The following is a 23,694-nucleotide window of genomic DNA, read 5'->3' as shown; positions in this document are numbered from 1 at the left end:
TCAAAAGGCCGGAGCGGGCCTGGCAACCGATGTCGACAGCAGACAGCAGACAGCAGACAGCGTAAATTCCCGGATGAGCTGAATCACCGTTCCGCCGGGGCCGCTCCCCGGCGGAACCGCAAGAACCAGTGGTGAGGAGAAGGCATGCGCGGTTCGGCACTGATCGTCGGAGCGGGCATCGCGGGAACCGCTGCTGCCCGCGGCCTGCTGCGGGCAGGATGGTCGGTCCAAGTGCTCGAACGCGGCGCAAACCTGCCCGGCAGCGGAACGGCGCTGGCCATGTGGCCCGAGGCGCTGAGAGCACTGGAATCGCTGGGTGCCAGTGACGCGGTCCTCGCCGGTTCGATGGAAGAGCACGGCGCTCGAATTCTGAAACCCGACGGAAGCAAGATCGCAGCCATGGGTCGCAACCGGACCGCTCGGTTTGTGCCTCGCACCGTCCTGCTGGAGGCCCTTTCCGGGGACCTTCCCGACGGGCTTATCCAATGGAATTCGCCGGTCGCCGGGCCTGCATCCCTGCCCCGAGCCGATGTTGTCGTGGCCGCCGACGGCATATCCAGCCGGCTGCGCACCGCCTGCAACGCGGCACCACCACGGTCGCTGCGAACGGTAGCCTTCCGCGGCGTTGTTGCCGGCCCGGCCGGCGGGGTCACCGAGACGTGGGGGCGCGGCCGGTTGTTCGGCATTACGCCGCTGGATGCCGTCAGCACCAACTGGTTTGCCTGTCTCCGTTCGGCGGACCTTCCCCCGCTGGGTTCCCCGGATGCCTTCGGCGCCCAGGGTGCCGGCCTGCTGCGCAGCCTGTACGGCGGGTGGCACCCGGACGTCGCCCGGGTCCTTGGAAAACTGGACGGGAGCCCGATAGATTACCGCGAGCTGTTCGACGTTCCGCCGCTCCGCTCCTATGTGTCCGGCAACGTGGCGCTGCTGGGCGACGCCGCGCACGCCATGGCGCCGAACCTTGGCCGCGGCGCCTGTGAGGCACTTTTGGATGCGGTTGCGCTGGTCGATGCCCTCAGCTCGGCGCCCGATGTTGCCGCCGGGCTGGAGCACTACGACTCCATCCGGCGTCGGCGGGGAAACGCCATGGTCCGCGCGGCACGTCTGCTGAACCGTCTGGGCACAGCCGAGCACTTCACCGGCCTCCGCAACCTCGCGATGTCCGCGGGGTCACGGTTCGCCTAGGACTTTCGCCGCCCGGCAGCCGCCGTCGGGTGCCTTCATTTCCGCGAATACTCTCCCCCTGGACCCATCTGCGCCGTCCTGACTGTGGGTGGCGGGCACCGGAACCGGTTGACCCGCTAGGACTCCAGCGTCCGTTATCCGGCTCTTGTGCCTCGCGGATGCTTGTGCAAGCATCGGCCAACGATACTTTTTCACCGCTTATCGATACATGGGAGACCCGGATGCGGTCAGAGGCAAGCGCTGAACTAAAAGTCCTCATCGGCGCGATGCTCGCGGTCGCGGTCGCGGTACAGGCGGTGGTCCTTCCGATGCTTGCTGCGGAGGCGGCGGCCAGTTTTCCCGAAGTCGCCTATCTGCGGACTCCCCTGACCGCGCTGGCGGTTCTTGCCATCGCATGCGGCGAGGCGGCGCTGCTCTGTATCTGGCGACTGCTCACGCTGGCCGGGCGCGGAGCCTTCCTGACCAGCCGAACGACGCGCTGGGTGGACGCCCTGATCCTCTCGCTGGTCGCCGGCACGGGAATGCTCGCCGCCATCTCCGCGGTTCTGGCCGCCGATCCGCAGACGGGCGGCGGGGGCCCGGCCGTGGGCCTGGGCCTGATGGCCGGAATGTTCCTCGGAGCGGCAGTGATCCTCGGGGTACTGGTATGGCGCGGCCGGTTGCTGCAGCGTGTCCGAGACGCCGCGAAGCAGCAGCGGCGCGCCCAGCTTTAACGGATCTCCGACGAGTCTCCCCCGTCTAAATCCGGGACACAGGCCGGTGCCGCCTACACCGTCATTTCTTACCCGCCTGACTTGTACGGGTGCGAGAGGACTCCTCGCCGGAATACTGCGCTTCAATGTCCTTACTCCAAGCACGCGCGTATAGGCCGAGGACTGCCTGCTCCCGGAACGAAAAGCCCAGCCGGTTGAGTGCCAGCTGGCTCGCCCCCATAGCCAGCTGCTGTGCGCTGCGACTGATGCGATGCTTGTCCGCCCGATACAAATACTCATCGATGGCCCGCGCCCAGCGCTTCCGCCAGATATCCACCGCCGGCTCGGAGGCCAGCGCGGCCATCACCCTATGTGCGGGCATAATCCGGGGTGCTATCCGGTCCATCATTGCCCTGCGCGCACGCTCAGACTGGGAGCCGAGAGAACCTGTGCAGGCGCGCAGATGAGCGTTCCAGTAGTAGTCCCAGCTAGTGGTTCTGCGGTCGGGCCAGACAGCGGACCGGGGTCCCCGCATCATGGCGTGGCCGGCGTCGAAGAGAAGCAGGGCAGCCAGCATCGAGCGCATGGTGAGGCCGGGAAAGCGGTCGACCGCCCACAAAGCCAAATCCGAGGACACCTCAGAAATCTCACCTGTCAGTTCCAAGCCCTTTGGCCCACCGAACCGTGCAAATATCGCTTCCACCAGCTCAGGCACCGGCTCGCCCGGCCGTGGCGGATAGACGATGCCCTGCGACTGGGAGATCTTCACGGGACCCAGACTGGCAACGTTTTCCGCCGCCAGCACGTGGGCAAACTTCCACAGGCGCTGAGCGACGTCGTCGGTGGCCTGCACATGCAGGAGCACGGCCGGATGGTCGGATTCCAGGCTGCGTGAAAAACTAAACTGGCCCGCCTCGAGCCGCATTTGGGAAGACAGCGGGGCAACCATGTGGCGGACTATTCCGTCGCCCACATCCTTTCGCTCCGGCTCCATGGTCAGGACGGACCACAGGGTGGTTGGGCTGGAGTGCTGCTGCACAGGACGGGTAGCTGCACCTCGGTGCACAATGTTCGATTGCATGACGCGGCTCTTTTCATCCCCAAAATGATTCTGACATTGGTACGTGTACTGCCTACACAGTGTCGTCCCAGAATGCGAAGGCTATCCCGTCTCCAGAAAATTGCCCATTTTTGTCAAGTGCTCTTTTCCTGCGTACGAATATCGACTATGGGTTTTGCGCAACGGCGCCATGCAGCGTCTGGCCGAAGAGGTAGAGCCCTGGCGCACAGCTCGACGACGACGGCGCCGGTTCTGCCACGCCATTGAGCATCAGGACCTTGCGGCATTAATGGGGTAGCCGGCCCCTATGCTGGCACCAACAGCAACTGACAAATCGCAAACACGGCTACGAGCCGCAGGGGGAATACATGGACAACCTCATCACCAATGCCGAAAGCGTGGCACGAGCTGCGCACGAAGGCCAGACCGACAAGACAGGAGTCCCCTACATCACGCATCCCGAGCGGGTCGCCCGGACCGCGGCGCAAAGGGCGCCGGAGGATCTGCGCGAACAGGCGCAGGCTGTGGCCTGGCTGCATGACGCGGTGGAAGACACCGGCGTGACCCTGCAGGGGCTGCGGGAGCAGGGCTTCCCAGAAACCGTCGTCGCCGGCGTGGACGCCATGACCAAACGTCAGGGAGAACCCGTCGAAAGCTACTTCGAACGCGTCCGGGCCAACAACCTTGCCCGCATCGTCAAGGCAGCGGACATTGATGACAACACCAACCCCGAACGCGTCCAGAAACTGGACCATGAGGACCGGACCCGCCTGGCCGCCAAATACCAGCGCTCACGCGAGCTGCTCGCGCTGGAGTAATTCCGAGCCGCAAAAGACTGCCCTACTTGGGGTCCGAGAACATCACCAGCAGCACACACCCGGCGGAAAAGCCGGCCTGGGCCAGCAGCAGCACTGCGGGCGCATAGCCCAGGAACATCCCCAGCAGCAGGGGAACCAGGGCCAGCAGCGTGGTGTCCGGTCCGCGGACCATGGCCCCGGTCTGCGCCGACGGCACGGGTCCGAAAACGGTGTCAGTGGGCGGGAGCGTCCAGTCCGGCTCCGGCCGGTACGCACCCCGCACCGCCGATGCGCCGAAGCCCACGCCGGCCAGCGCGCCCAAGACGATGAGCTCCGCACTTCCCGCACCCAGCAGCACGAGCACAGCCAGGAACGCCGCGGCCCACAGTGCCAGGACCGCTGCGGGCAGAGCCATCCGGCTCAGCCGAACCAGGGCCGGCGACAACGGCAGCAGCACGTCCAACCCCGGAGTGATGGCGGTCTGCCGGGCCAACGCTCCCGCTGCCGGAACGGCAGCGAACACTGTCGCCGAGATCAGGGCCAGCTGCAGCGGCACCGGCTGCGTGCCGCCGGTGAGCAGGAGGACGACACACAGCAGCCCAAGCAGCACCGGCCGGCCCAGCCAGCCCCGGGCGCGCAGGAAGGCTGCGGTATCGGCGCGCAGCAGCGCCCCGAACGGGGTCCGGCCGCCCCGCGCATACCAGCGGCCGGCACGGGTGGAGACGATCGCGCCGTAGTTCCGGGACAGGGCCCGCCCCACTTCGTTCGGGTCCATCAGATACAGGGCGGCACCGGCATGCCCGGAAACGCCGCCGGCGCTGATGAGATCCCGGGCGGGAATCGTCCCCAGCCGCGGAAAGACAATGAGCCCGAGCCCGACGGCGGCCGCCAGAGCAACAAGGGCCGGACCCCACTGACCGGCGGCGGCCTGCCGCTGCACGAAACTCAGCACGGCCAGCAGCAGCAGTCCCGGCAGCGGACCGTTTGCTGTTCGCCCAAGCTGCCCCGCACCGGCACCGGCACCGCCCCCGGACCCCGCAGGTCCGGCGCCGATCTGCCGCAGGGCCGCGAGCAGCACTGCGGTGACGGCGGCCGCTCCGAACACTGCCGCCGCCAGAAACTGTCCTGGCACGCTGGCTTGGAGGTCGGTGATGAAACCAACCGGCAGGTACAGCATGAACGCACCCGCCCACACAAGGCCCAGCCGGCGGAGCAGCCGTCCGGTCACCAGCGGACGACGCTCCAGGGGCAGGTTCAGCCACCAGTACCCTTCGGCTCTCGTCACCGCCGCCGGACCCAGTTTCCGGGCCAAGACCATCGCTGCCGCCAGGACGGCGAACAGCAGTGCGGTCGCTGCGGCACCGTCGGGCAGGATGAACGACGGCGGGGGCAGCAGCGTGCGGGCGGCGGCTTCCGCATCCCAGGCCTGGGCAACCTGCTCGCGCAGCGCCAGGACCAGACCGGCAGCGAACGCCCCGATGGTTCCCAGCGCAAGAACAGCGGTATAGGCGTCCACGAAGACATCCCGGATCCGGGTCCGGGCGCGGGTGAAGGTTCTCGAGGCGTGCCGGGTGTACCGGACCGGGTTGAAGTCCGCGGAAACTCCTCCGACGGCGGCGTCCTGGGCCACGGCTACCGCCCGGCGATTTCCGCGGCGGCCTGCTCCGGCGCGATCTCCCGGACGTCGTCGTCAATAAGCAGGCAGCGTCCGGCGGTGGCCAGGAGCAGCGCCGGGTCGTGGGTCACCAGCAGCACCGTGCCGCCGTCGTCGGCATAGGTCTTGATCCGTGTGCCCAGCCGTTCGCGCATGGCCGGATCCAGGCGCTGCTCCGGTTCATCCAGAATCAGCAGGGACGAGGGGCGGATCAGTGCGGAGGCCAGCAGCAGCCGCCGCCGCTGCCCGGAGGAAACGGCGGCGGGAACGGCGTCGGCGCGCTCCCCCAGCGCGAAATACTCCAGTTCGGCGTCGACGGCGGCATCGGGATCCGGCAGCGAGTGTCCGCGCGCCACCAGCTGGAGGTGCTCCCGCACGGACAGGGAGGGGAAGAAGGCATCCTCGTCGAACAGGGCTGCGACCTGCCGGCGGAACGGGATGCCGTCCTCGTAAACGGGCAGCCCATGGACGCGCACTTCTCCGCCGAGCATGGCCTGCTTGCCGGCGATCGTGCGGGCGGCGGTGGATTTGCCGGCGCCGTTGAAGCCCACCATGCCGAGGATCTCACCGGCCTCCGCGCGGGCCGTGATCGGTCCGCACACCGGAGTGCCGCCGTATCCCACGGACAGATCGGAAATCTCGAGCACAGCCCCCGCAGCAGTCATGGAATCCCCCCAGGTAGTGATGTTCAGCAGGTTAACGGGTCAAATTCGTGGGTGCCAGTGGATTGAGCCGGTAGAGCAAGGCGGCCATCGCGTCGCGGCTTACAGGCTCAAGGGGGCGAAAGGTTCCATCGGGCCACCCGGTTGTGACACCTGCTGCGGACATGAAGGCCATTTCCCGATAAAACTGATCAGTGTTCTTCACGTCCTTGTAGGGGCTGTCCGCCGGCTCACTGAAGTTGGCGGTGTTGACCGTCCTGAACATAAATGCCGCCATTGCGTCCCGGTTCACCGGCTGGAGAGGACGGTAGGTGCCGTCAGGCCACCCAGCGGATATTCCCATGCTCGCCAGCCAAGTGATCTCCTTGTAGAACTTGTCGGTTGTTCTCAGATCCACAAACGGGGAGGTTGAGGGCGGAACAAAGTCAGGGGACCCATGGAACCTGTAGAGGAAGGCAGCCATGGCGTCTCGACGAACAGGCTCCAGCGGGCGGTACGTGCCATCTTCGTAGCCCGTCGCAACACCGGCATTTCCCGTCCAGCGAATATCCCGCTCAAACTGAGTGCCGCTGGGGATATCGCGAAACGCAGCATTTCTTTCCTCGGGGACTGCCAGGGCGATGATCGTGTTGTTGTTGTGGGAAGTATTCGCGACATACATTCTTCGCCCGTCAGGGCTGAGAGCGATGTCCTGAGGACTGTTCTGATAATCCGGCAGCAGTGAGTGGGAGCAGATCATTGCATTGGTCGTGAGGTCGATAACATCAACCCGGCTTCGGTTGGACGTTGTGACGAAGGCACGGTCCTCGGTCTCGCTCAACAAGAAGCCGTAGCCGATTCTTAGAAAGAAGCTGGTGCGGATGGATCGAGTTGCTGTATCTACGATGATCGTTTGTTCATTGTAGGCATCGGTCACATAGAGTGACTTCCCATCTTTGGTCAGGGACAGTGTCCCCGGCGGACCCCCCACCTCAATGCTGCCGGCCACGGCACCTGAGGCGAGATCAACGACGTACACAGAGTGCGTGCGCCTGCCGCCCACATAGGCAAAAGACCCTGTGGGATCGATTTCCAGGTCGCCGAAGGTGCCGTAGGCAGGGTCAAACACCCATTCGTCGACCACCGTGTCCGTCTGTGCATCCACAACAGTCATGCGGTTGTTGTAACCAGTGATGTAGACCCTTGCTCCGTCAGGGCTGAACGCGATTGACTGCGGATCCACGGTCGGAATCGAAGTAGTCATCGTATTGCTGGCGGCATCAAAAACCTGAACGTTGCCAGAATTCGTACCTAAATATCCTTTTGTCCCAGCAGCATTCATCCACACTTTTCCCGCGTAAGGATAATGTCCGGGCACCTGCATTTTCGCTACTTCTTGAAGGGTTTCAGAATCGAGGACGGATATGACTCCGCTGCCGAGTTCGCCAAGATTTGTGAGCGAGACGTAGAGCCTGGAGCCGTCCGGGCTGCTCGTTATCGCTCCCGGGTTCCCCTCGGGCACAGGAGCCTCCATGATCGGCGATGTCCCCGACGTTCCGCAGCCGACGACTGTGGTCGGTGTGGCAGCCGCCGACGTGGAGTCAGATGCATCGTTCCCCTGTGCGGGAGCGGTGATCATGGTCATGGACAGCATCACCGTTCCCGCAAGCACAGCCACGTTCTGAACACTGGAACGAATCAAAAAACAGCCCCCGATTGTAAAGACACGAGCAAGCTGCAGCGCACCAGCTCGCCAGGCAACGAACAATTTCGCAGCATCAATCGCAGAGTACTGTATGCGGCAGTGACGCAGGCCACCGTCCTGGTTCGGCACCCAAGCGTAATTTCGGGCACCCGTTCTGAGGGATCGCTCCCCCACACAGTGTGGACCAGGAGGGAACTCGTTCAGGCCACGAAAATGCAGAACGGGTGCCCGGATGGATCGGCGTACACGTACAGCGGCTCTTCCGGGTCGTCGGTCCGGTCAAAGAGCAGCTCCGCTCCCAGTTCCAATGCCCTGGAATGCTGGTGCTCCAGAGATTCCCGGTCCGGAACGGTGAGGTCTAGATGCATCTGCATCGGGACGTCAGTCGACGGCCAGGTTGTCCGCTCGAGGCGGTCCACCAATTGGAAGGCAAGCTTTGCGCGGCCCTGCGCATTGGTGAGGACCAACCAGTCTGCGTCGTTCGAGTCCCCCTCGGTCGCAGGCTCATCTCCCGGCCGGTAGTGGAGTCCGAGAAGCTGGCGGTAGAACTCCGCCAGCGCTCGGACATCAGTTGTATCCAAGACGGTATGCAGCAGCTCAGGAAATCCGGTCATGAGCCGAGATTAGTGAGGGTTCCGATTTCCGGCCAGCCGTTCCGCCGGGCAGCAGGCTGCGGCACCATGGCAGGGAAGGACCACGCAGTTCCGCCAACCTCAAGGAGCAGGACCAATGATCCTGAATGAGACCTACACACTGGCCAACGGACACGCCATTCCGAAGCTGGGCCTGGGCACCTGGTTCATCGAGGACGGCAGCGCCGCCCGGGCCGTCCGGGAGGCGGTGGAGATCGGCTACCGCAATATCGACACTGCACAGGCGTACGGCAACGAGCACGGCGTCGGGAAAGGTGTGCGAAGCAGCGGCGTGCCGCGCGAGGAGCTGTTCATCTCCAGCAAGGTGGCCGCCGAAATCAAGGACTTCCGGAACGCCGCGGCCGCGATCGATGCATCGCTCGCCACGATGGGCCTGGAGTACCTCGACCTGATGCTGATCCACAGCCCGCAGCCCTGGAACGACTGGCGCGGCGGCTCCTATGCCGAGGGCAACCGGGAGGTTTGGCGTGCACTCGAGGAAGCCCAAAAGGCGGGCAAGATCCGCTCCATTGGTGTCTCCAACTTCGAGCAGCAGGATCTGGAGAACATCCTCTCTGACTGCACCGTGGCGCCTCAGGTCAACCAGGTGCTCCTCCACGTTGGCAGCACCCCGGACGACCTCCTGATCTACTGCTGGGAACGAAATATTCTGGTCGAGGCCTACTCCCCCATTGCCCACGGCGAAATGCTCAGGAACACGGAGGTCGCCGCCGTGGCGGAGCGTTATTCGGTGACCGTCCCACAGCTGTGCATCCGTTATGCGCTGCAGCTGGGGACGGTGCCGCTGCCAAAGACAGCGAACCCGGAGCATATGAGGAACAACGCGCAGGTGGACTTCACCATCTCCGACCAGGACATGGAATTTCTCCGGAGCCTGAGGATCACCGACTACGGCACCTCCAGCCGGTTCCCGGTGTTCAGTGGACGGAGGTAGCGGCCGGTGACGCTGTCGGGGTTGCGCGCGACGCCGGCGGGGGTGCCGGCGGCGACGATCCGGCCGCCGGCAGTGCCGCCCCCGGGGACGAAGTCGATCAGATAGTCCGCGTTCGTGATCAGGTCAAGGTCGTGGTCGATGGCGATCACGGTGCCGCCGGTCAATGAGGCCCTGGAGCACGTCCCGCATCTTCGGCCCCGGACCCGGCGCCCGCCCCGCCCCGGGTTCGCGGCCGACGGCGGACCGTGCGGTCACATCACGACGACGTGTTGCCCGGCCCGACAGCGGCACAGGCGTTTCGGGGCTGTATCCATGGTTTCGTCCCCGTGAGGCCGCCGTCCAGAGCCGGCGGAACATAGTGTGACATGGCGCGCTTCGCGGAATACCACGTGCCCTGCCCCGGGTTGTCGCTGGATAGATGAACTTCAGCCCAGGACACCTCCGCCCTGCGGCACGCGACAAAAGGAACCCCTGAGTGAAACTCTTTACCCCGCTGACCGTCGGCGCCATGGAACTGCCCAACCGCCTCGTCATGGCCCCAATGTCCCGCGTCCGCGCCGACCGCAACGGCGTGCCCACCGACATCATGGTCGAGCACTACCGCCAGCGCGCCTCCATGGGCCTGATCATCAGCGACGGCATCTACCCCTCCTTCACCGGCCAGGGCAACGCCCTGATGCCCGGCCTGGTCACCGAGGACCACGTCACCGGCTGGAAGCGCGTCACCGACGCCGTCCACGGAGCCGGCGGCCGCATCGTCGCCCAGCTGATGCACTCGGGCCGCGTCGCCCACGAAAACATCAACGGCGGACGCCGGCCGGTGGCCCCCAGCGCCATCGCGCTCGAAGGCATGGCCCACACCTACGCCGGCAAGCAGCCCTACCCCGTGCCGCACGCCCTCACCGAAGCCGAACTCCCCGGCATCGTGCAGGACTTCGTCGCCGCCGCCCGGAACGCGATGAAGGCAGGGTTCGACGGCGTCGAGCTGCACGGCGCCAACGGATACCTGCTTCAGGAATTCCTCTCCCCCGTCTCCAACACCCGCACCGACAACTACGGCGGATCGCCGGCGAACCGGGCCCGGCTGGTCATCGAGGCCTTCCGTGCCGTGGCCGAGGCCGTCGGCGCCGAGCACACCGGCATCCGCATCTCCCCGGAACACAACATCCAGGGCGTGCTGGAAACCGACCGTGAGGACGTGACCGCCACCTACACCGCCCTGGTGGACGGCATCGCCGACCTGAAGCCGGCCTTCCTGAGCATCCTGCACGCCGACCCGGCCGACAGCATGGTCCAAGGCCTGCGCCACCGCTTCGGCGGACCGGTGCTGATGAACACCGGCTTCGGCTCGGTCACCACCCGCAGCGACGCCGTCATGCTGCTCGAAGAGAACCTGGCCGACGCCGCCGTCGTCGGCCGTCCCGTCATCGCCAACCCGGACCTGGCCCGCCGCTGGCAGGAGGACCACCCGCTGAACGAGATCGACCAGGCCACCGTCTACACCGACGGCGCCGCCGGCTACACGGACTACCCGGAGCTGGCTCCGGTTTCCTAACCGAATGACGAAGACGGTAGGTCTTCCGCGCGACGCGGGAGACCTACCGTCCGTCACTAGATCTGTGCCAAGCGGCCCAGAAGCTCGACGACGCCCTAGCGGCATTCACCCCTGACGAGACCGACGCCGTCAACCGTGCTGCTGGCGAGCTGGAATCCAGCTAGCGGTGGCCATGCCGTCAGTGACGCCGTCGAACTAGTCCAGGATTCGGCCGAGGCCGTCGTCGTCCGGCGGCTCGGCCTCGCCATGCGACCCCCAGCGCGGACTACTGCTCTTCAGTTGCTATGCTCCGATGGTTCATTTTGAGAAAAACCGATTGGGGGTCGGGAAGCCGCATGGCTGACGACGATGTGCAGTATGAGTTGAAATCCGTACAGGCAATACGCAGCACTGAAGCCCGGACAATTACGAAGTGGGAAAAGTTAGGGTGGGAGTTCGTCTCGCAGGACAAAGGGACGTTGCGCACCGAGATCACGTTCCGCCGCCCGAAGCGTCAGTTACCTTGGCGTTTGATAGCGGTGGCAGGCGGCGCCTTAGCGGTCCTGATTGCCGTCGCTGCCGTTTTCGGTCTCTTCGATGAGGAACCCGGTACTGCCGCTCCTCCGGCGCCCCCGGCGGCAGCCGAGACAAGCACGGGAGCGCCGGCCTCCGCGCCGGCAGCAGAAACTGCCCCAAGTGAGGAAGCCACCGAGACGACGGCCTCAGCCAAGCCTGTTGAAGATTCGGTGCTCACCGTAGAGAACAACACGGATCTGGCGGAGCTTCTGACGCTGGACACTTGCAGCCCTGCGGTTGGAGACTTTGCGACCAAATACAAGGGGCAATCCATTGCCTTCGACGCAAATATCGGCGCCATGGCGCTTCACGGCAACTACACCACGAGATACGACATCTTGATTGGAGTAGGTGATTTTAGTGAAACAACTGCAGTCGGGCCATTCTTCCAATACAGGGATGTAAACACCGTCTCTGACCTGTATTACACGGACAATGACAACCCGGACACGATTGGTGTAGGCGACAACGTTCGGATCACGGCTAAGGTCGTGGAGTACGACAGCACCCCGTGCCAATTCGTTCTTAAGCCGGTCAGCACCGAATTCCGCTAGGGAGCCGGGGGCAGTAGACCCCGGCGAAGTTACCGTTGCTCGCGGTCTACGCTCGTTCCCGAAGGCCGTAGTCGGGTATGAAATGATCCGTCCGTGACTGTCAGTGGGAATCCCCAAAAAGTGCAAGGTGCACCTGATCCAGGCGGAACTGTTCGACGAACTGGAGCTGCACGGCTTCCAAGTGCAGCCGGGCGACCTCGGGGACTTTAGCCGATACCCGTTCCGGATGCCGCATTTTGGTGTGTTGGCCCGGCCGTCGGATATCGCCGCCTCCTGATCGCCCCCGACGCCGGCGTCTCAGACGGACTTTGCTGGTCCGCCAATTCCTTGGGACCGGAGTTTCCGGCCAGGGGTTACAGCCCCGGGGGCGGCGGCTGCCCCGGGGACGGCGGGGGCTGTCCGCCGTCGTACCCGGGCCCACCTTTGTGATCCGTGCCCGGGCCGAGGTCATCCTGCGACGCCGTGCTTACCCGCCGCCACGGGCGCCGGTCGTAGATCACCAGGAGCTGCGCGCCGAGCCCGAGGAAAACCATGCCCAGCCATACGGCGATGTTCAGCCACGGAATATGTAGCGCAACGATGAGGATGGCCCCGCCGACGAGTGCCTTGACCAGCGGACGCTGGCGGCCGCGGAACAGCAGCCTTCCGATGTAGTAGGAGCTGAACACGAATGTCGCGAGGGTGAGCGTGATCCAGACCAGCAGGATGGCCAGCGCGAGGGGTGCGCCGACGAAGGTGAACAGCAGAAGCACAATTGCAAACGGAACGACGATCGAGGCCACGAACCCTACAAGCAGCGCCTTCAAGGGATTCGGCATAAGACGGTCGGTAACGTTGTGCAGCAAACGGGGGAAAAGCCATCCCGCGAGGAGGGTGATGAGGCTCAGAGCCACCAGCGCGTAAAGCAGGCCAAGCAACCAGCCGACGAACCGTTCTCCCTGCGTTGGCTCGTCGGAGTCTGGCGGGGCGATGCGCTCCACGGTGCCGCTGACCGCCCCGTCTGCAATGCGGGCGTCGTCGTTGGAGCTGTAGGTGAGGTTACCCCCAACCGTCCCCTCAATGGTGAGGTCGCCAACACCAACTTGCACATCACGGCCGACCGCGCCGGCTATGTCGACATCGCCTGCGGCACCCACCAGGTCGTCTCCGAAGGAACCGCTCTCGGTAAGATCCACCGTCGAAGCGAAGATCGTGCCGCTGCGCGAGATCTCCCCGCTGATGGTCACATCCTGCCCGGCGAGACGCACATTGCCGTCAACGTTTCCGGTGATGTCGATCGTCTGGCCGGCCGCGATGACGTCGCCCGTCACGTTGCCGGAGATGGTGATCTGCTGGGCCGACACGTACACGTCCCCGGAGACTTCGTCCCGCACGTCCACGGTTATGCCGTTGTAGAACTGCGGACCCGTATTGTCGTTCTGTTCATACGGCGCAACCGGCAGCGACTGCGGGACCGGGGAGAAGGCGAATGCGCCTGTCCCAGTTCCCAAAATCAGAATGATGGCGGCGAGGATTGCGGACAAAGCCCGTCGTGGCGAAGGAGAAAGTCTCATTGGGTCGCCTTTCAGGTACCTGCATATGGACGCATCCACGACGCTCTTGATCCTGGCTGTGCGGCAAGCATCTTTGGCAGAGGTGCCATGCGCCCATGGTCACGCCGTCGGAGGGTGCTGTAAAGGTGCGCGTGCTAATCCGGGACCAGCTGACTGCAGACGCAGGATATCCGGGGAAGGCAGGCGCCGTCGTCGCGAACCTTCACACTCTCTTGGTGAGCTGAGACCGGGTTCGCACGAGTTCAGCGAGGATTCGGTGGGCACCACGATGGTTGACCGGATCGAGTTCGAGGCACCGTTCGGCGTCGTCGGGCAGCTGGTCGAGAAACTGGTGCTGGCGCGCTACCTAAAGAACCTTATTGAGGCCCGGAACCGCTACCTGGCCGGGGATGTCGTCCGTTAGTCGGAGCGGGGAGGCGACCCAGCAGAAGAAATGCCGGCAAGACCCCCACGAAACATGGAATGATCCATCAAATGACATCTAGCTCGAATCCCGGGGCCGAACCTGTCACAGAAATGCGGAAGGCAGCTTTGGACGCTCCGACGACGGGTTCAAGAGTGCTCTCGGTCAGCCGAAGCAGCAAGCACAGTTTCAGCAAGGACCGGGTGGAATCGGTTCTGCTGGTGGAAGGGCTCGGTGTCGACGGAGACGCGCATTCCGGCACCACCGTGCAGCATGTGTTCAGGAAACGGTCCCACCCGACGGAGCCCAACCTGCGGCAGGTGCACCTGATCCATGCGGAGCTGTTCGACGAACTGGAGCAGGACGGCTTCGAACTGCACCCCGGTGACCTCGGGGAGAACATCACCACCCGCGGCATCGAGCTCCTGGACCTGCCCGAGGGAACACTCCTGCGGATCGGGCCCGACGCCGTCGTTCAGGTAACCGGCCTGCGGAGTCCCTGCCGGCAGATCGACCGCTTCCAGACCGGGCTGCTCAAAGCGGTGTTACCCCGCGACAGTGCCGGAAAAATCGTTCGCAAGACGGGAATCATGGGCATCGTGCTGACAGGCGGGCTGGTAAGCATCGACGACGAGATCCGCACCGAGGTTCCGGCCGGGCCGCACCGTCGCCTCAAGTGCGTCTGATTTCTGAAGATGGGCTTGGGACGGGCCGTGTCATCCGGGCAAAGGAAAAGCCAGAAGCAATCCGCTTCTGGCTATTCCTTGAGAGTGCCGGTGCGTCCGGCTAAGCCGACTTACTTCAGGTTCTGAATGGCGTAGTCGGCTTCCTCGGCGGTGAACTTTGAGCCGTACTCGGAAATGAGCTGGTCCCGGATCGAATCGGGGGACATCGCCATATCGTCCTGGAACACCTGCGCCGACTTAAGCGCGTTGGCATTGAAGTCCGCGTCCACGTTGTCTACCGCGTACTGGGCTGCCTCCGGGGTGAACTTCCCGCCGTACTCAGAGGTCAGCTGATCGAAGATGCCGGCCTTGCTCAGGGACATCTTGGCGTAGGTGTTGGCCTGCGTCAGCGCCGACTGGTACTCCTTGGGAACCGAGGTGTCAGCTGCGGGAGCTTCCGAGTCTGCCGGGGCCGGGGCCTCTTGTACCATCCCGCTGCCACCCTGGGACACTGCCGGGCTGTTTTCAATGGCCGAGCCGATTGCGAGCATTCCGCTGAAGAGCATAGACATCGAAACGACGACGCCAAGAACCCAGACGACTACGGTGACGATCCACGCCATCTTTTTGCTCTCTTGGTATCCGGCGAGAGGCTGACCGTTCTTGTCCTTCTGGTTGCCGGTCAGGGTGATGATCAGGTCGACCAGCGTCCAGATCCCGAAGCCGCCACCCGTCAGGAGCTTCAGGACACCGGTCCCGATCTTGCCCAGGTAGAACCGGTCGATGCCAAGGCCGCCCAGCAAGAGCGCGAGCAGCCATGTCACCATGAACGACTTCTTGGGCGCGGTGGTGGGCATGGGCATATAGCTTGTTTCGGTGGTGCTCATTAAGGGTTGTGCCTTTTCTATGATGAGGGTCGTGCGTCAGTAGTCAGGTCAGTGCAACCTGAAACTCCCGACAGTCAATTACTTATAGAAATACTGCCATCGTTTGGAACCTGGACAGCCCAAAATGGTTATCAGCGATCGAATCAATTGAATAACGAAATTGATGCCGAAAAGCCAGCGCGCTAATCCGTCGGCAATAGCTATGTCTGCCGTACTGTTTTCCGCCACCCGACGGAACTAACCCACGCGACGGACACCGTCGGCACCAGACGAAGCTAGGCGTCGCGCCAGGAACCACGCAAAACCTCGACACCGTCCAGCAGGACATCGAGCCCGACCGTGAATTCGGCGTCGTAGTCATAGCCTTCCTTCGCCAACTCCCCCACCACTTCGAGCAGATACGGATACCTGGCCGCTACTTCAGCGGATTCAGCATCCTGGGTTGCCGCGGCAGCCTCAGCGGACTCCTCCGGAGTCTCGAAGGAGAGCGTTTTCTGCTGCAGGGCAAAGCCGTACACATAGGCATCGAGCAGACTGGTGACGTGGACGGTGGTCCGGAACGAAAAGCCGCTCTCTCGCAGGCATCCGAGCATCGCGTTGTGCTGCCGCAGGTTCGCGGGACCCGGACGTCCCGCTGCCTCCATCCGTCCCCCTGCCCACCGGTGCCGGGTAAGGGCATTCCGGAGTGAGACAGCCCGTTCCCGCATTCCCCGCTTCCAGCCGTGCCCGGCGTCCGGCTCGGTGACCTCGTTCCAGACGAGATCCACCATGCCCTCGAGCAGTTCCTGCTTGTTGGCCACATGCTTGTACAGCGCCATGGGAACCACCCCGAGCTCCTGCGACAGGGTGCGCATGGTGAACCCCTCGATACCCACCTGGTCAGCCAGTTCTACGCCGGCGCGCAGCACGGTTTCCCGGTTCAGGCGCGCTCGGGACACGGATGGCTGCTGCCGGTCCTTGGATACCTGTACCAATGAGGCCACCTTCCTGGGAACTGATGCTTGACAGAGTGTACGTCATACACCTAGGTTCATCGCACACGGTGTACTTCGTACACCTTTGGCGATGGGAACACCATGCAAGCCTCCAACCGGACAGCCCGGATCGCCGGGATCCTCTTCCTCCTGACCTTCATCTCGGCCATCACCGGGGCCGCCCTTTACGCACCGCTGCTCACCAACCCGGACTATCTCACCGGTCCCGGCGCGGACACCCGGATCCTCCTCGGCGCCGTGTGCGAAGTGGTACTGATCATCACCAACATCGGCACCGCCGTCGTACTCTTTCCCGTGCTGCGCCGCTACAGCGAGACGGCGGCGATTGGCTACCTGGCGGCCAGGATTGTGGAATGCACGTTCATTGCCATCGGCATCCTCAGTCTCCTGGCGGTGGTGACGCTGCGGCAGACCGCCGGTGCCGACGCCGCGGAGTATCTGCCCGTTGCCCGTGCCCTGGTGGCAGTGCACGGCTGGACGTTCCTGCTGGGTCCGGGCTTTGTGGTCGGCATCGGGAACGGGCTGCTGCTCGGATTCCTGATGTACCGCTCGCACCTGGTGCCGCGGCCAATGGCACTGTTCGGCCTGGTTGGAGGTCCGCTGATGTCGCTCTCCGGTATTGCCGTGCTCTTCGGAGCCTACGGACAGACCTCGGTTCCCTCGGCCCTGGCCACCCTGCCGGAGATCATCTGGGAGGCATCGCTAGGGATCTACCTGACGTTCGTCGGCTTCCGCCGGCCGCGTGACACCGGCACGAACGGAACCAGCAACTGGTTCTGGCGACGGGCTCACACGGCGGCCCCGGCTGGACAGCACTGAGAACGATCTACGGAGTCAGCAGCACCTTCACCGCCCGGCGTTCGTCCATGGCCCGGTATCCTTCCGCGGCGTCCTCGAGGGGAAGAGTGAGGTCGAAGACCTGGCCGGGATCGATGGCAGTGAGCTGGTGGTCCGCTGGCTCTCCGGAGCGCGCTATGTGAAGGCGTTCAACAACATCACGGCCACGCATATCCCGGCTCTGGCCCGCGCCAGCGGAGACGCTGACCGCTCGGCGCTGCCCATCGCCGGCAACGATCCCCAGGCCAAGACCGAGGCGGCCGCCATCATCGACCGGCTCGGTTTCGACACGGTCGACGCCGGCACCCTCGCCGACAGCTGGCGGTTCGAACCCGAAACCGCCGCCTACGGCCGCATCTACTTCGCCGATCCCTCCGCGTCGGATGCGCAGCTGGCAAAGATGGGCCCCGGGCCGACGCCGGAGACGGATATCAAAGCTGCTCTCGACGCCACCGTCCGGGTGGACGTGGCAGCACGCCGGTTCTGAGGAACGGCTCAGCCCACGAAGATGCAGAACGGATGGCCGGCCGGGTCCGCGTATACGTAGAGCGGCTCGCCCGGATCATCCGTGCGGTCCAGGAGGAGCTCCGCCCCCAGGCCCAGCGCCCGGGCGTGCTGGTCCGCCAGTGATTCCCGGTCCGGAACGGTGAAATCCAGATGCATCTGCATCGGCACATCCGGGCGCGGCCAGGTGGTCCGCTCGAGCCGCTCAACCAGCTGGAACGCCAGCTGTCGGCGGCCCTGCCCATCGGTCAGCACCAGCCAGTCCACGTCATCCGGGCCCTGCGGCGCGGGCTCATCCCCGGGCAGATAACGGAGCCCCAGAAGCTGACGGTAAAACTCGGCCAGCCCGCGGACGTCGGTGGTATCCAGGACAGTGTTTTGCAGCTCAGGAAATCCGGTCATGGAGCGAGAGTAACGATTCTCAGCAGGATTCCCAGCGAGGCGCCGCCAAGCGTTCGCAGGGGTGTCGGAGCCCGCAACCCCGGAATACGCTGGAAGAGCCGTATTCCAGCAAAGGAGCGTGGCCATGAGCGCACAGACCGGCAGCGGAAGCACACCCTTGGGAATCGAAGAAGTGGTGGGAGAAGTCGTGATTCCGCCCGGAGTCACGGGACCGGATCCGCTGACAATGGACGTCCGTTCCTATGCCGTGGCCCAGCCGGCGGGGATCGTCATCATTGATACCGGAATGCCCGACGCCGAGGCAGGCATTGCAGCAGCAATCGAGGCGCTCGGGGGCACCTTCTCCGACGTCCGCGACATCTTCCTGACCCATCTGCACCAGGACCACATCGGTTCGCTGTTCGCCATCGCCGAACGGGCTCCGCTGGCAGCCATCTACGCGGGCGGACCTGATGCCCCCGACATCAGGACTCCCCGCCGGATAAGGCCAATTGGCGAAGATGACGCCATTCAGGATCTCGGGGTTCTCGCCACCCCGGGTCACACCCCGGGCCACGTGAGCCTGTTCCATGAGCCGACCGGGACGCTGTTCATCGGTGACGCAGCCGCCTCCGCCCAGGGAGAAGCCATTCGCGGGCCTGAGGTGTTCACTGCGGATGCCGACCAGGCCGAGGATTCCCTGGAACGGATCGCCGCGCTCGGTCCCGCCCGCATCCTGTTTGCCCACGGAGCCGAGATCGATTCTCCGGCGCAAGCGCTGGGCCGCCTGATCGGCGGTCCTCCCCCGCAGGCCTGACACCTGCCGCAGGCGACCGGAACGGTGGGTCGCTCCCGGGAATGCCGGCCACCGATACCGGGTTGCAGCAAACATGACCACGCCTCTCCACAATTCTCCGCACGCGTCCGCCGACCAGAGGGCTTCCTCCGCTGCGGAGGGCCTGCACATCGCCGTGCTCGGCGCAGGCCGGGTGGGCACCGCCGTCGCCCGCTCCCTGCTCGAGGCCGGCTACCGGGTTTCGCTTTCCGCCTCCGGTGACCCCGCGCTGCTGGCATTGATGGCCGAGATTGTCACCCCGGGTGCCGAACCGAAATGGACCAGGGATGCCGTGGCCAACGCGGATCTGGTGATTCTCGCGGTGCCCCTGCACCGGCTGGAGCACGTGGACCCCGCCCTGCTGGAAGGCATGGTTGTGGTGGATGCGATGAACTATTGGCCGCCGGTGGATGGCGAGATACCTGCGTTCGCCGCGGGGGCACGGGGCTCGTCCGTGGTGGTGCAGGAGATGTTCCCGGGCGCCGCCGTCGTCAAGACCTTCAACCACACCGGCTACCAGAGCCTGGAACCGGACCGCCGTCCGGCCGGGCATCCGGAGCGGCTTGGCCTGGCGGTGGCCGGTGACCAGCCTGAGGCAGTCGCCCTGGTCTCGGCGGTGGTGGACCGGATCGGCTACGACCCCGTCCCCGTGGCGACCCTAGCCGGCACCTCGTTCCTGCAGCCGGGCGGACCCGCGTTCGGTGCCCGGCTGACCGGTGCGCAACTGGAGGAACTGGCCGGCGTACCCGCACCCGCGGCCTGAACCCGGCCGACGGCGGGGCTGAACGCACGACGACGGCAGGTTTTCCGCCTTGTGCGGGAGGCCTGCCGTCGTTTCGTGTTTCTGTCTTAGTGCATTGCCGGCTGCGACGAGCGCTCCTCACCGGAAAACTGCGCTTCTATATCCTTACTCCAGGCAAACGCGTAGAGGCCAAGGACCGCCTGCTCCCTGAACGGGAAGCCCAGCCGGTTGAGTGCTAACTGGCTAGCCCCCGTAGCCAGCTGCTGCGCACTTCGACTGATGCGTTGCTTGTCTGCCCGGTACAAATGGTCATCGATGGCCCTTGCCCACCGCTTCCGCCAGATATCCACTGCCGGCTCTGAGGCTAGGGCGGCCATCATCCGATGTGCGGGCACAACCCGGGGTGTAATCCGGGCCCTCATCGCCCTGCGCGCCTGCGCAGCGTGCGAGCCAAAAGAACCTGTGCAGGCGTGCAGATGAGCGTTCCAGAAGTAGTCCCAGCTAGTGGTTCTGCGGTCGGGTCAAACCGCGGACCGGGGGGGCCCGCATGAAAGGCCCAGTCCGAGAATCGCGGCCAGATTCTTGAAAGATTATTGCTGGGTTACTTGCCCGTGATGATCACGTAAACCAAACGCAACAAAGCCTGATCGACGAGAATGTAACAGTGCATAATTCGGCGTAATACTCCGCTGGAGAACAGTAATCCTCGTGCGGCACGGCCGCACCACAGCGAATGCATCCTGACTGCTGGCCGGCCGGACCCCCGGCGTCGAACTCGATCAGGTGGGTCGGGACCTTGCTGCCTCGACGGGCGCGGCCAACAGAACGTGTCAGACAGTGGGCGTGGGCGGCGCGGACAGGACGGCGTTGCCCATCCAGCCGACTTCGCTGAGGAACGAGCGGATCACCGCCGCCGCCGCCTCGAGCCCGGACTCAAGCAAGAAGTGCCCGCCGGGGTGGAGCTCAATGTGCGCGTTGGGGAGGTCCCGGGAGAACGCATGCGCGCCCTCCGACCCGAAGATCTCATCGCCTTGCCCCCATACGGCCAGCAAAGGGACCTGCGTACTACGGAAGTACTCGTGTAGGCGGGGGTATAGCGGAATGTTGGATGCATAGTTACGGAACAGGGCGAGCTGGACGAGGTCGTTGCCCGGTCGTCCGATCAGCGAAGCATCCCGTTCCCAAGTTCCGGGGTCCACCAGGGTGGGGTCGGCAACGCCAGTCACGTACTGCCAGCGGATGGCCTCACGCGTGAGCGCGGCCCGCACGGCCGCTTCTGTCTGCGGAGTCTGGGCCCGCGCGTAGGCCCAGACATCCTTCCAGAACGACTCGACGAAGCCCTCCTCGTAGGCGTTGCCGTTCTGACTGATGATCGCTGTGATCGCCGACGGATCCTCCAGGGCTAACCGCCACCCGATCGGAGCACCGTAATCCTGCACGACGATCGCATACTTGGTGATTTCGAGGCTGGCCAGCAGGGAGGACGTGATTCGGGCGAGGGCGTCGAAGGAGTACGAAAACTCGTCGACGCTCGGGGCATCGGATAGCCCGAAGCCGAGATGGTCTGGAGCGACGACGTGGTAGCGGTCCGCGAGCAACGGGATCAGGTTGCGGTACATGGCCGAACTGGTCGGGTACCCGTGGAGCAGAACGACCGTTGGTGACTCGGGAGACCCTGCCTCACGGTAGAAGATCCGGCGGCCCTCGATGGTCGCAAAGCGGTGGTGGACTGCAGACATGACACTAACCTCTCTAGGGGCGGTATGTACTTGATCGATCAGCCGGCCCTTGCGCGGCCCGTCGCACTGCCGCGAGATGGGCTGGGCGGACCCTGTCGACGGCGTCGTCGACGTCCCGATGCGTCGTGAGCCATCTCGCAACGTAGGGGCAGACCGCCACCAGGCGATACCCCTCCTGGACGCTGGTTCTCAGGGCAGTGCGGGTGAGGACGCTGGCCAGGCCCCGCCCGTCGAACTGCCCGTCGATCACGGTGTGGTAGAAGATGCGCTGCCGCGATGGACCCTCGTCATGGTGGGTATACATCGAGAACCCCGCGGAGACGCCCCCTACCAGAATGTCGAAACGGCTCTCTTCAGAGTTGTTGCGCACCTCGACGGGCTGGGTCTGAGTCGTGCTGCGTTCACTTTCGGTTGTCATTGCTGTCCTCTCGCTCGTGTACGGGGTCTGATCTGGGCATTGGGTAGTTCAGGTGCGGGCAGCGCACCCGAAGGCTCGGAGGGGTATGGGCCGAAGCGCACCGGTCCCGGTGCAGGACCCGGCTCGGCGCCGATTTCGCGCTGCCATTGGGTGCGGTAGGCGACGATCTCGGCGTGGCTGCGGGCCACGAAGTTCCACCACAGGACGATGTCCTCGTCGAAGGGTGGGCCACCCACGATCACGACGCGGACGCCTGGTCCGGGCCTGGCGTGCACGCGCACGCCAGGCAGCCCGGCGGGGAGATAGTGCAGCGCGCCGGGCGACAGTGCGGTTCGCGCAGAGGCCTCGACACCGTCTGCTTCCCACGCTGTGAGGGAGACCGAACCGGTATCGAGAAGTAGTCCGTGCTCGCAGTTCGGGTCCAGCGGCAGGTCGAGGCTTTCACCGGGGTTGATGAGGGCTTCGGCGGCGTGAGCCGGCGTCCGGGTGTCGATCGGTGAGCAGGCGCCTGCGATGCGCCCGACATATGTGCGCACGGTACCCCCGGGCCTGATCTCCGGCGTGGGGACATGATGCTGGGCTTCCGGTGGCCCGTGGCGGAGGTCGTCCGGCAGGGCATACCAGAGCTGGATCCCGTGCAGGCGGGTGGTGTCCGGGGTGGAGAACTCGGAGTGGGAGATGCCCCGGCCCGCGATCATGAGATTCACCTCCCCAGGGCGCACAGTGTTGGTGAACCCGGTCGAGTCGCGGTGCAGGACCTGCCCGGAGAACAGAAGGGTCACGGTCGCGAGACCGGTGTGGGGGTGGCGGGGCACGGCCATGCCGCCGTTGGCGGAGACGTCGTCGGGACCGAAGTGGTCGACGAAACACCACGGACCGATGAGGGACCGGGTCCGCTGCGGCAGGGTGCGGCGCACGGTCATGGCCCGCGGCCCGCCCAACGGCACGTTCCGCGGGGTGAGGCGCTCTCCGAGATCGGGGGGAGGGCCGGGGACGGTGCGGTGTCCCAGGGAGTTCAGAGCGTCGTGGGTCATGGTTGCTCCTGTTGGTGGCTGAGGGGGCGCTTCGCCCCGGGCACGGGGTGGTGGGAGGCGATGGAGAGACGGTTGTAGGTGTTTATGAGGATCGCTGACCACTCGATTGCCGCGAAGGCGCCTTCACTCAGCACGGCAAGTGCAGCGAGGAGATCGCGATCCCTGATCGATGGCTCGGGCAGAAGCGTGATCGTCTCCCCGACCAGCAGGGCCGCCCGCTCCACAGCATTAAACCGGGGCGTTTCCCTCCACACCGGGAGCTGTGCAAGCTGCTCCGCGGGCACACCGGCCCGGAGAGCCCGCCGGTGGTGGACGTGGACGCAGAACGCACAGCCGTTGAGCTGGGAAATCCTGAGATTCATCTGCTCCACAACGCCCAGGGGCACCTCGTTCTCCCGTGCGGTCGTCGCGACGACCTCCCTGACCGCCCCAAGCTGGGCCCCAAGCCTCAGGCGAGGACTTGTCCAAGAACGGAAAAGCGTGCATCGTGAGCTCCTCAGCTGCGTTGTTCACCCGGCGAAGCCAGGAGCCACGTGGGTTCGTTTGGGTGGCAGCGCACCCGGCGGCGCTCCATCGTCGGCACGGGGATGGATCGCAGTTCGAGACCACCGGCTCCACCGAAGCGGGCGAGCACAACTGCTTTCATACGGTCAGTCATAACACTGCTCCTTATCAGGATTGCTGCCCTGCGCCTGTCGCTCTGGCGCGGGGAACTA

General features: G+C 64.8%; 28 protein-coding genes and 1 pseudogene. 14 read left to right on the top strand and 15 right to left on the bottom strand.

Features of this window, described 5'->3' with window-relative positions; translation table 11 throughout:
• The first annotated feature begins 144 nt into the window (after positions 1–144).
• A complete protein-coding gene (locus QNO08_RS08010) occupies positions 145–1,185 on the top strand; it encodes an FAD-dependent monooxygenase (RefSeq protein ID WP_229966064.1) in 1,041 nt (346 codons plus the stop codon).
• Positions 1,186–1,406: 221 nt separating this feature from the next.
• Positions 1,407–1,898 (top strand): DUF2975 domain-containing protein, encoded by a 492-nt coding sequence (locus QNO08_RS08005; RefSeq protein ID WP_229966065.1) that lies wholly within the window; start codon positions 1,407–1,409, stop codon positions 1,896–1,898.
• A gap of 61 nt (positions 1,899–1,959) precedes the next feature.
• On the opposite strand, the gene QNO08_RS08000 is transcribed toward QNO08_RS08005, so the two are convergent.
• Positions 1,960–2,958, bottom strand: coding sequence for a lantibiotic dehydratase C-terminal domain-containing protein (locus tag QNO08_RS08000; protein ID WP_284155658.1), 999 nt, complete (start codon positions 2,956–2,958; stop codon positions 1,960–1,962).
• 347 nt (positions 2,959–3,305) lie between these two features.
• Here QNO08_RS08000 and QNO08_RS07995 point away from each other — a divergent pair, with 347 nt between their 5' ends.
• Positions 3,306–3,755 (top strand): HD domain-containing protein, encoded by a 450-nt coding sequence (locus QNO08_RS07995; RefSeq protein ID WP_229966067.1) that lies wholly within the window; start codon positions 3,306–3,308, stop codon positions 3,753–3,755.
• Positions 3,756–3,777: 22 nt separating this feature from the next.
• On the opposite strand, the gene QNO08_RS07990 is transcribed toward QNO08_RS07995, so the two are convergent.
• Genes QNO08_RS07990 through QNO08_RS07980 form a run of 3 tightly spaced genes read right to left on the bottom strand, consistent with a single transcriptional unit; the run spans position 3,778 to position 7,551 of the window.
• Positions 3,778–5,364 carry a DUF6297 family protein gene (locus tag QNO08_RS07990; RefSeq protein ID WP_229966068.1) on the bottom strand — a complete coding sequence of 529 codons (1,587 nt, stop codon included), beginning with the start codon at positions 5,362–5,364 and terminating at the stop codon, positions 3,778–3,780.
• A 2-nt stretch (positions 5,365–5,366) separates the two neighbouring features.
• Positions 5,367–6,053, bottom strand: coding sequence for an ABC transporter ATP-binding protein (locus QNO08_RS07985; protein WP_229966069.1), 687 nt, complete (start codon positions 6,051–6,053; stop codon positions 5,367–5,369).
• Between the two features lie 31 nt (positions 6,054–6,084).
• Positions 6,085–7,551 carry an S-layer homology domain-containing protein gene (locus QNO08_RS07980; RefSeq protein ID WP_229966070.1) on the bottom strand — a complete coding sequence of 489 codons (1,467 nt, stop codon included), beginning with the start codon at positions 7,549–7,551 and terminating at the stop codon, positions 6,085–6,087.
• Positions 7,552–7,561: 10 nt separating this feature from the next.
• Here QNO08_RS07980 and QNO08_RS07975 point away from each other — a divergent pair, with 10 nt between their 5' ends.
• A complete protein-coding gene (locus QNO08_RS07975) occupies positions 7,562–7,714 on the top strand; it encodes a hypothetical protein (RefSeq protein ID WP_229966071.1) in 153 nt (50 codons plus the stop codon).
• 220 nt (positions 7,715–7,934) lie between these two features.
• Here the strand turns inward: QNO08_RS07975 and QNO08_RS07970 are convergent, their stop codons facing one another.
• A complete protein-coding gene (locus QNO08_RS07970; RefSeq protein ID WP_229966072.1) occupies positions 7,935–8,348 on the bottom strand; it encodes a VOC family protein in 414 nt (137 codons plus the stop codon).
• Between the two features lie 115 nt (positions 8,349–8,463).
• On the opposite strand from QNO08_RS07970, the gene QNO08_RS07965 reads away from it, so the two are divergent.
• Positions 8,464–9,321, top strand: a complete 858-nt coding sequence (locus tag QNO08_RS07965; protein ID WP_229966073.1) for an aldo/keto reductase — start codon at positions 8,464–8,466, stop codon at positions 9,319–9,321.
• Here the strand turns inward: QNO08_RS07965 and QNO08_RS07960 are convergent.
• Positions 9,276–9,470 (bottom strand): hypothetical protein, encoded by a 195-nt coding sequence (locus tag QNO08_RS07960; protein ID WP_229966074.1) that lies wholly within the window; start codon positions 9,468–9,470, stop codon positions 9,276–9,278. The genes QNO08_RS07965 and QNO08_RS07960 overlap by 46 nt on opposite strands.
• A 326-nt stretch (positions 9,471–9,796) precedes the next feature.
• Between QNO08_RS07960 and QNO08_RS07955 the strand changes: the two genes are divergently transcribed.
• From QNO08_RS07955 to QNO08_RS07945, 3 genes are all read left to right on the top strand, one after another.
• Positions 9,797–10,876, top strand: coding sequence for an alkene reductase (locus QNO08_RS07955; RefSeq protein ID WP_284155657.1), 1,080 nt, complete (start codon positions 9,797–9,799; stop codon positions 10,874–10,876).
• 335 nt (positions 10,877–11,211) lie between these two features.
• Positions 11,212–11,985 carry a DUF4839 domain-containing protein gene (locus QNO08_RS07950; RefSeq protein WP_229966075.1) on the top strand — a complete coding sequence of 258 codons (774 nt, stop codon included), beginning with the start codon at positions 11,212–11,214 and terminating at the stop codon, positions 11,983–11,985.
• A gap of 127 nt (positions 11,986–12,112) precedes the next feature.
• Positions 12,113–12,262, top strand: coding sequence for a hypothetical protein (locus QNO08_RS07945; RefSeq protein WP_229966076.1), 150 nt, complete (start codon positions 12,113–12,115; stop codon positions 12,260–12,262).
• Positions 12,263–12,338: 76 nt separating this feature from the next.
• On the opposite strand, the gene QNO08_RS07940 is transcribed toward QNO08_RS07945, so the two are convergent.
• Complete coding sequence (locus QNO08_RS07940) at positions 12,339–13,538, bottom strand: DUF8173 domain-containing protein (protein WP_284155656.1); 1,200 nt, start codon at positions 13,536–13,538, stop codon at positions 12,339–12,341.
• A gap of 256 nt (positions 13,539–13,794) precedes the next feature.
• Between QNO08_RS07940 and QNO08_RS07935 the strand changes: the two genes are divergently transcribed.
• The gene (locus QNO08_RS07935) at positions 13,795–13,941 is read left to right on the top strand and encodes an SRPBCC family protein (protein WP_229966078.1); all 147 of its coding nucleotides are present in this window, start codon (positions 13,795–13,797) and stop codon (positions 13,939–13,941) included.
• A gap of 113 nt (positions 13,942–14,054) precedes the next feature.
• The gene (locus QNO08_RS07930) at positions 14,055–14,627 is read left to right on the top strand and encodes an MOSC domain-containing protein (protein WP_229966079.1); all 573 of its coding nucleotides are present in this window, start codon (positions 14,055–14,057) and stop codon (positions 14,625–14,627) included.
• A 110-nt stretch (positions 14,628–14,737) separates the two neighbouring features.
• Here the strand turns inward: QNO08_RS07930 and QNO08_RS07925 are convergent, their stop codons facing one another.
• Both QNO08_RS07925 and QNO08_RS07920 read right to left on the bottom strand, forming a co-directional pair.
• Positions 14,738–15,493 (bottom strand): Ltp family lipoprotein, encoded by a 756-nt coding sequence (locus QNO08_RS07925; protein ID WP_229966080.1) that lies wholly within the window; start codon positions 15,491–15,493, stop codon positions 14,738–14,740.
• 275 nt (positions 15,494–15,768) lie between these two features.
• Positions 15,769–16,467: a TetR/AcrR family transcriptional regulator C-terminal domain-containing protein gene (locus QNO08_RS07920; protein ID WP_229966081.1), complete on the bottom strand. Its 699-nt coding sequence runs from the start codon at positions 16,465–16,467 to the stop codon at positions 15,769–15,771.
• Between the two features lie 102 nt (positions 16,468–16,569).
• On the opposite strand from QNO08_RS07920, the gene QNO08_RS07915 reads away from it, so the two are divergent.
• Complete coding sequence (locus QNO08_RS07915; RefSeq protein WP_229966082.1) at positions 16,570–17,307, top strand: DUF4386 domain-containing protein; 738 nt, start codon at positions 16,570–16,572, stop codon at positions 17,305–17,307.
• A 7-nt stretch (positions 17,308–17,314) separates the two neighbouring features.
• Here QNO08_RS07915 and QNO08_RS07910 read toward each other — a convergent pair.
• A pseudogene (locus QNO08_RS07910) lies at positions 17,315–17,422 on the bottom strand (IMP dehydrogenase); the annotation flags it as partial.
• A 12-nt stretch (positions 17,423–17,434) separates the two neighbouring features.
• On the opposite strand from QNO08_RS07910, the gene QNO08_RS07905 reads away from it, so the two are divergent.
• Positions 17,435–17,812: an NADPH-dependent F420 reductase gene (locus QNO08_RS07905; RefSeq protein ID WP_229966107.1), complete on the top strand. Its 378-nt coding sequence runs from the start codon at positions 17,435–17,437 to the stop codon at positions 17,810–17,812.
• 8 nt (positions 17,813–17,820) lie between these two features.
• Here the strand turns inward: QNO08_RS07905 and QNO08_RS07900 are convergent, their stop codons facing one another.
• Complete coding sequence (locus tag QNO08_RS07900; RefSeq protein ID WP_229966083.1) at positions 17,821–18,231, bottom strand: VOC family protein; 411 nt, start codon at positions 18,229–18,231, stop codon at positions 17,821–17,823.
• Positions 18,232–18,355: 124 nt separating this feature from the next.
• On the opposite strand from QNO08_RS07900, the gene QNO08_RS07895 reads away from it, so the two are divergent.
• Both QNO08_RS07895 and QNO08_RS07890 read left to right on the top strand, forming a co-directional pair.
• The gene (locus tag QNO08_RS07895; RefSeq protein ID WP_229966084.1) at positions 18,356–19,027 is read left to right on the top strand and encodes an MBL fold metallo-hydrolase; all 672 of its coding nucleotides are present in this window, start codon (positions 18,356–18,358) and stop codon (positions 19,025–19,027) included.
• Positions 19,028–19,100: 73 nt separating this feature from the next.
• Positions 19,101–19,808, top strand: a complete 708-nt coding sequence (locus tag QNO08_RS07890; RefSeq protein ID WP_229966085.1) for an NADPH-dependent F420 reductase — start codon at positions 19,101–19,103, stop codon at positions 19,806–19,808.
• Between the two features lie 809 nt (positions 19,809–20,617).
• Here QNO08_RS07890 and QNO08_RS07885 read toward each other — a convergent pair.
• Genes QNO08_RS07885 through QNO08_RS07870 form a run of 4 tightly spaced genes read right to left on the bottom strand, consistent with a single transcriptional unit; the run spans position 20,618 to position 23,364 of the window.
• Positions 20,618–21,526 (bottom strand): alpha/beta fold hydrolase, encoded by a 909-nt coding sequence (locus QNO08_RS07885; RefSeq protein WP_229966086.1) that lies wholly within the window; start codon positions 21,524–21,526, stop codon positions 20,618–20,620.
• Between the two features lie 13 nt (positions 21,527–21,539).
• On the bottom strand, positions 21,540–21,944 hold the full coding sequence (locus QNO08_RS07880) for a GNAT family N-acetyltransferase (protein WP_269439180.1): 405 nt from the start codon (positions 21,942–21,944) through the stop codon (positions 21,540–21,542).
• Positions 21,941–22,978: a pirin family protein gene (locus QNO08_RS07875; protein WP_229966088.1), complete on the bottom strand. Its 1,038-nt coding sequence runs from the start codon at positions 22,976–22,978 to the stop codon at positions 21,941–21,943. The genes QNO08_RS07880 and QNO08_RS07875 overlap by 4 nt, the downstream gene beginning before the upstream one ends.
• Positions 22,975–23,364 carry a carboxymuconolactone decarboxylase family protein gene (locus QNO08_RS07870; protein WP_229966089.1) on the bottom strand — a complete coding sequence of 130 codons (390 nt, stop codon included), beginning with the start codon at positions 23,362–23,364 and terminating at the stop codon, positions 22,975–22,977. The genes QNO08_RS07875 and QNO08_RS07870 overlap by 4 nt, the downstream gene beginning before the upstream one ends.
• Positions 23,365–23,694: the final 330 nt, after the last annotated feature.

The sequence above is a fragment of the Arthrobacter sp. zg-Y820 genome, from assembly GCF_030142155.1.
Lineage (GTDB): Bacteria > Actinomycetota > Actinomycetes > Actinomycetales > Micrococcaceae > Arthrobacter_B.
Note: the sequence above shows the minus strand (reverse complement) of the source record. Positions and strands in the feature narration are given on the sequence as shown.

Excerpts from the sequence above, each read along its gene's own strand:
- QNO08_RS07975 (WP_229966071.1), top strand. The coding sequence starts at position 7,562 with ATGATCGGCGATGTCCCCGACGTTCCGCAGCCGACGACTGTGGTCGGT.
- QNO08_RS07890 (WP_229966085.1), top strand. The coding sequence starts at position 19,101 with ATGACCACGCCTCTCCACAATTCTCCGCACGCGTCCGCCGACCAGAGG.
- QNO08_RS07965 (WP_229966073.1), top strand. The coding sequence starts at position 8,464 with ATGATCCTGAATGAGACCTACACACTGGCCAACGGACACGCCATTCCG.
- QNO08_RS07925 (WP_229966080.1), bottom strand. The coding sequence starts at position 15,493 with ATGAGCACCACCGAAACAAGCTATATGCCCATGCCCACCACCGCGCCC.
- QNO08_RS07985 (WP_229966069.1), bottom strand. The coding sequence starts at position 6,053 with ATGACTGCTGCGGGGGCTGTGCTCGAGATTTCCGATCTGTCCGTGGGA.
- QNO08_RS07895 (WP_229966084.1), top strand. The coding sequence starts at position 18,356 with ATGAGCGCACAGACCGGCAGCGGAAGCACACCCTTGGGAATCGAAGAA.
- QNO08_RS07875 (WP_229966088.1), bottom strand. The coding sequence starts at position 22,978 with ATGACCCACGACGCTCTGAACTCCCTGGGACACCGCACCGTCCCCGGC.
- QNO08_RS07940 (WP_284155656.1), bottom strand. The coding sequence starts at position 13,538 with ATGAGACTTTCTCCTTCGCCACGACGGGCTTTGTCCGCAATCCTCGCC.
- QNO08_RS07915 (WP_229966082.1), top strand. The coding sequence starts at position 16,570 with ATGCAAGCCTCCAACCGGACAGCCCGGATCGCCGGGATCCTCTTCCTC.
- QNO08_RS07995 (WP_229966067.1), top strand. The coding sequence starts at position 3,306 with ATGGACAACCTCATCACCAATGCCGAAAGCGTGGCACGAGCTGCGCAC.
- QNO08_RS08010 (WP_229966064.1), top strand. The coding sequence starts at position 145 with ATGCGCGGTTCGGCACTGATCGTCGGAGCGGGCATCGCGGGAACCGCT.
- QNO08_RS07950 (WP_229966075.1), top strand. The coding sequence starts at position 11,212 with ATGGCTGACGACGATGTGCAGTATGAGTTGAAATCCGTACAGGCAATA.
- QNO08_RS07900 (WP_229966083.1), bottom strand. The coding sequence starts at position 18,231 with ATGACCGGATTTCCTGAGCTGCAAAACACTGTCCTGGATACCACCGAC.
- QNO08_RS08000 (WP_284155658.1), bottom strand. The coding sequence starts at position 2,958 with ATGCAATCGAACATTGTGCACCGAGGTGCAGCTACCCGTCCTGTGCAG.
- QNO08_RS07970 (WP_229966072.1), bottom strand. The coding sequence starts at position 8,348 with ATGACCGGATTTCCTGAGCTGCTGCATACCGTCTTGGATACAACTGAT.
- QNO08_RS07885 (WP_229966086.1), bottom strand. The coding sequence starts at position 21,526 with ATGTCTGCAGTCCACCACCGCTTTGCGACCATCGAGGGCCGCCGGATC.
- QNO08_RS07880 (WP_269439180.1), bottom strand. The coding sequence starts at position 21,944 with ATGACAACCGAAAGTGAACGCAGCACGACTCAGACCCAGCCCGTCGAG.
- QNO08_RS07930 (WP_229966079.1), top strand. The coding sequence starts at position 14,055 with ATGCGGAAGGCAGCTTTGGACGCTCCGACGACGGGTTCAAGAGTGCTC.
- QNO08_RS08005 (WP_229966065.1), top strand. The coding sequence starts at position 1,407 with ATGCGGTCAGAGGCAAGCGCTGAACTAAAAGTCCTCATCGGCGCGATG.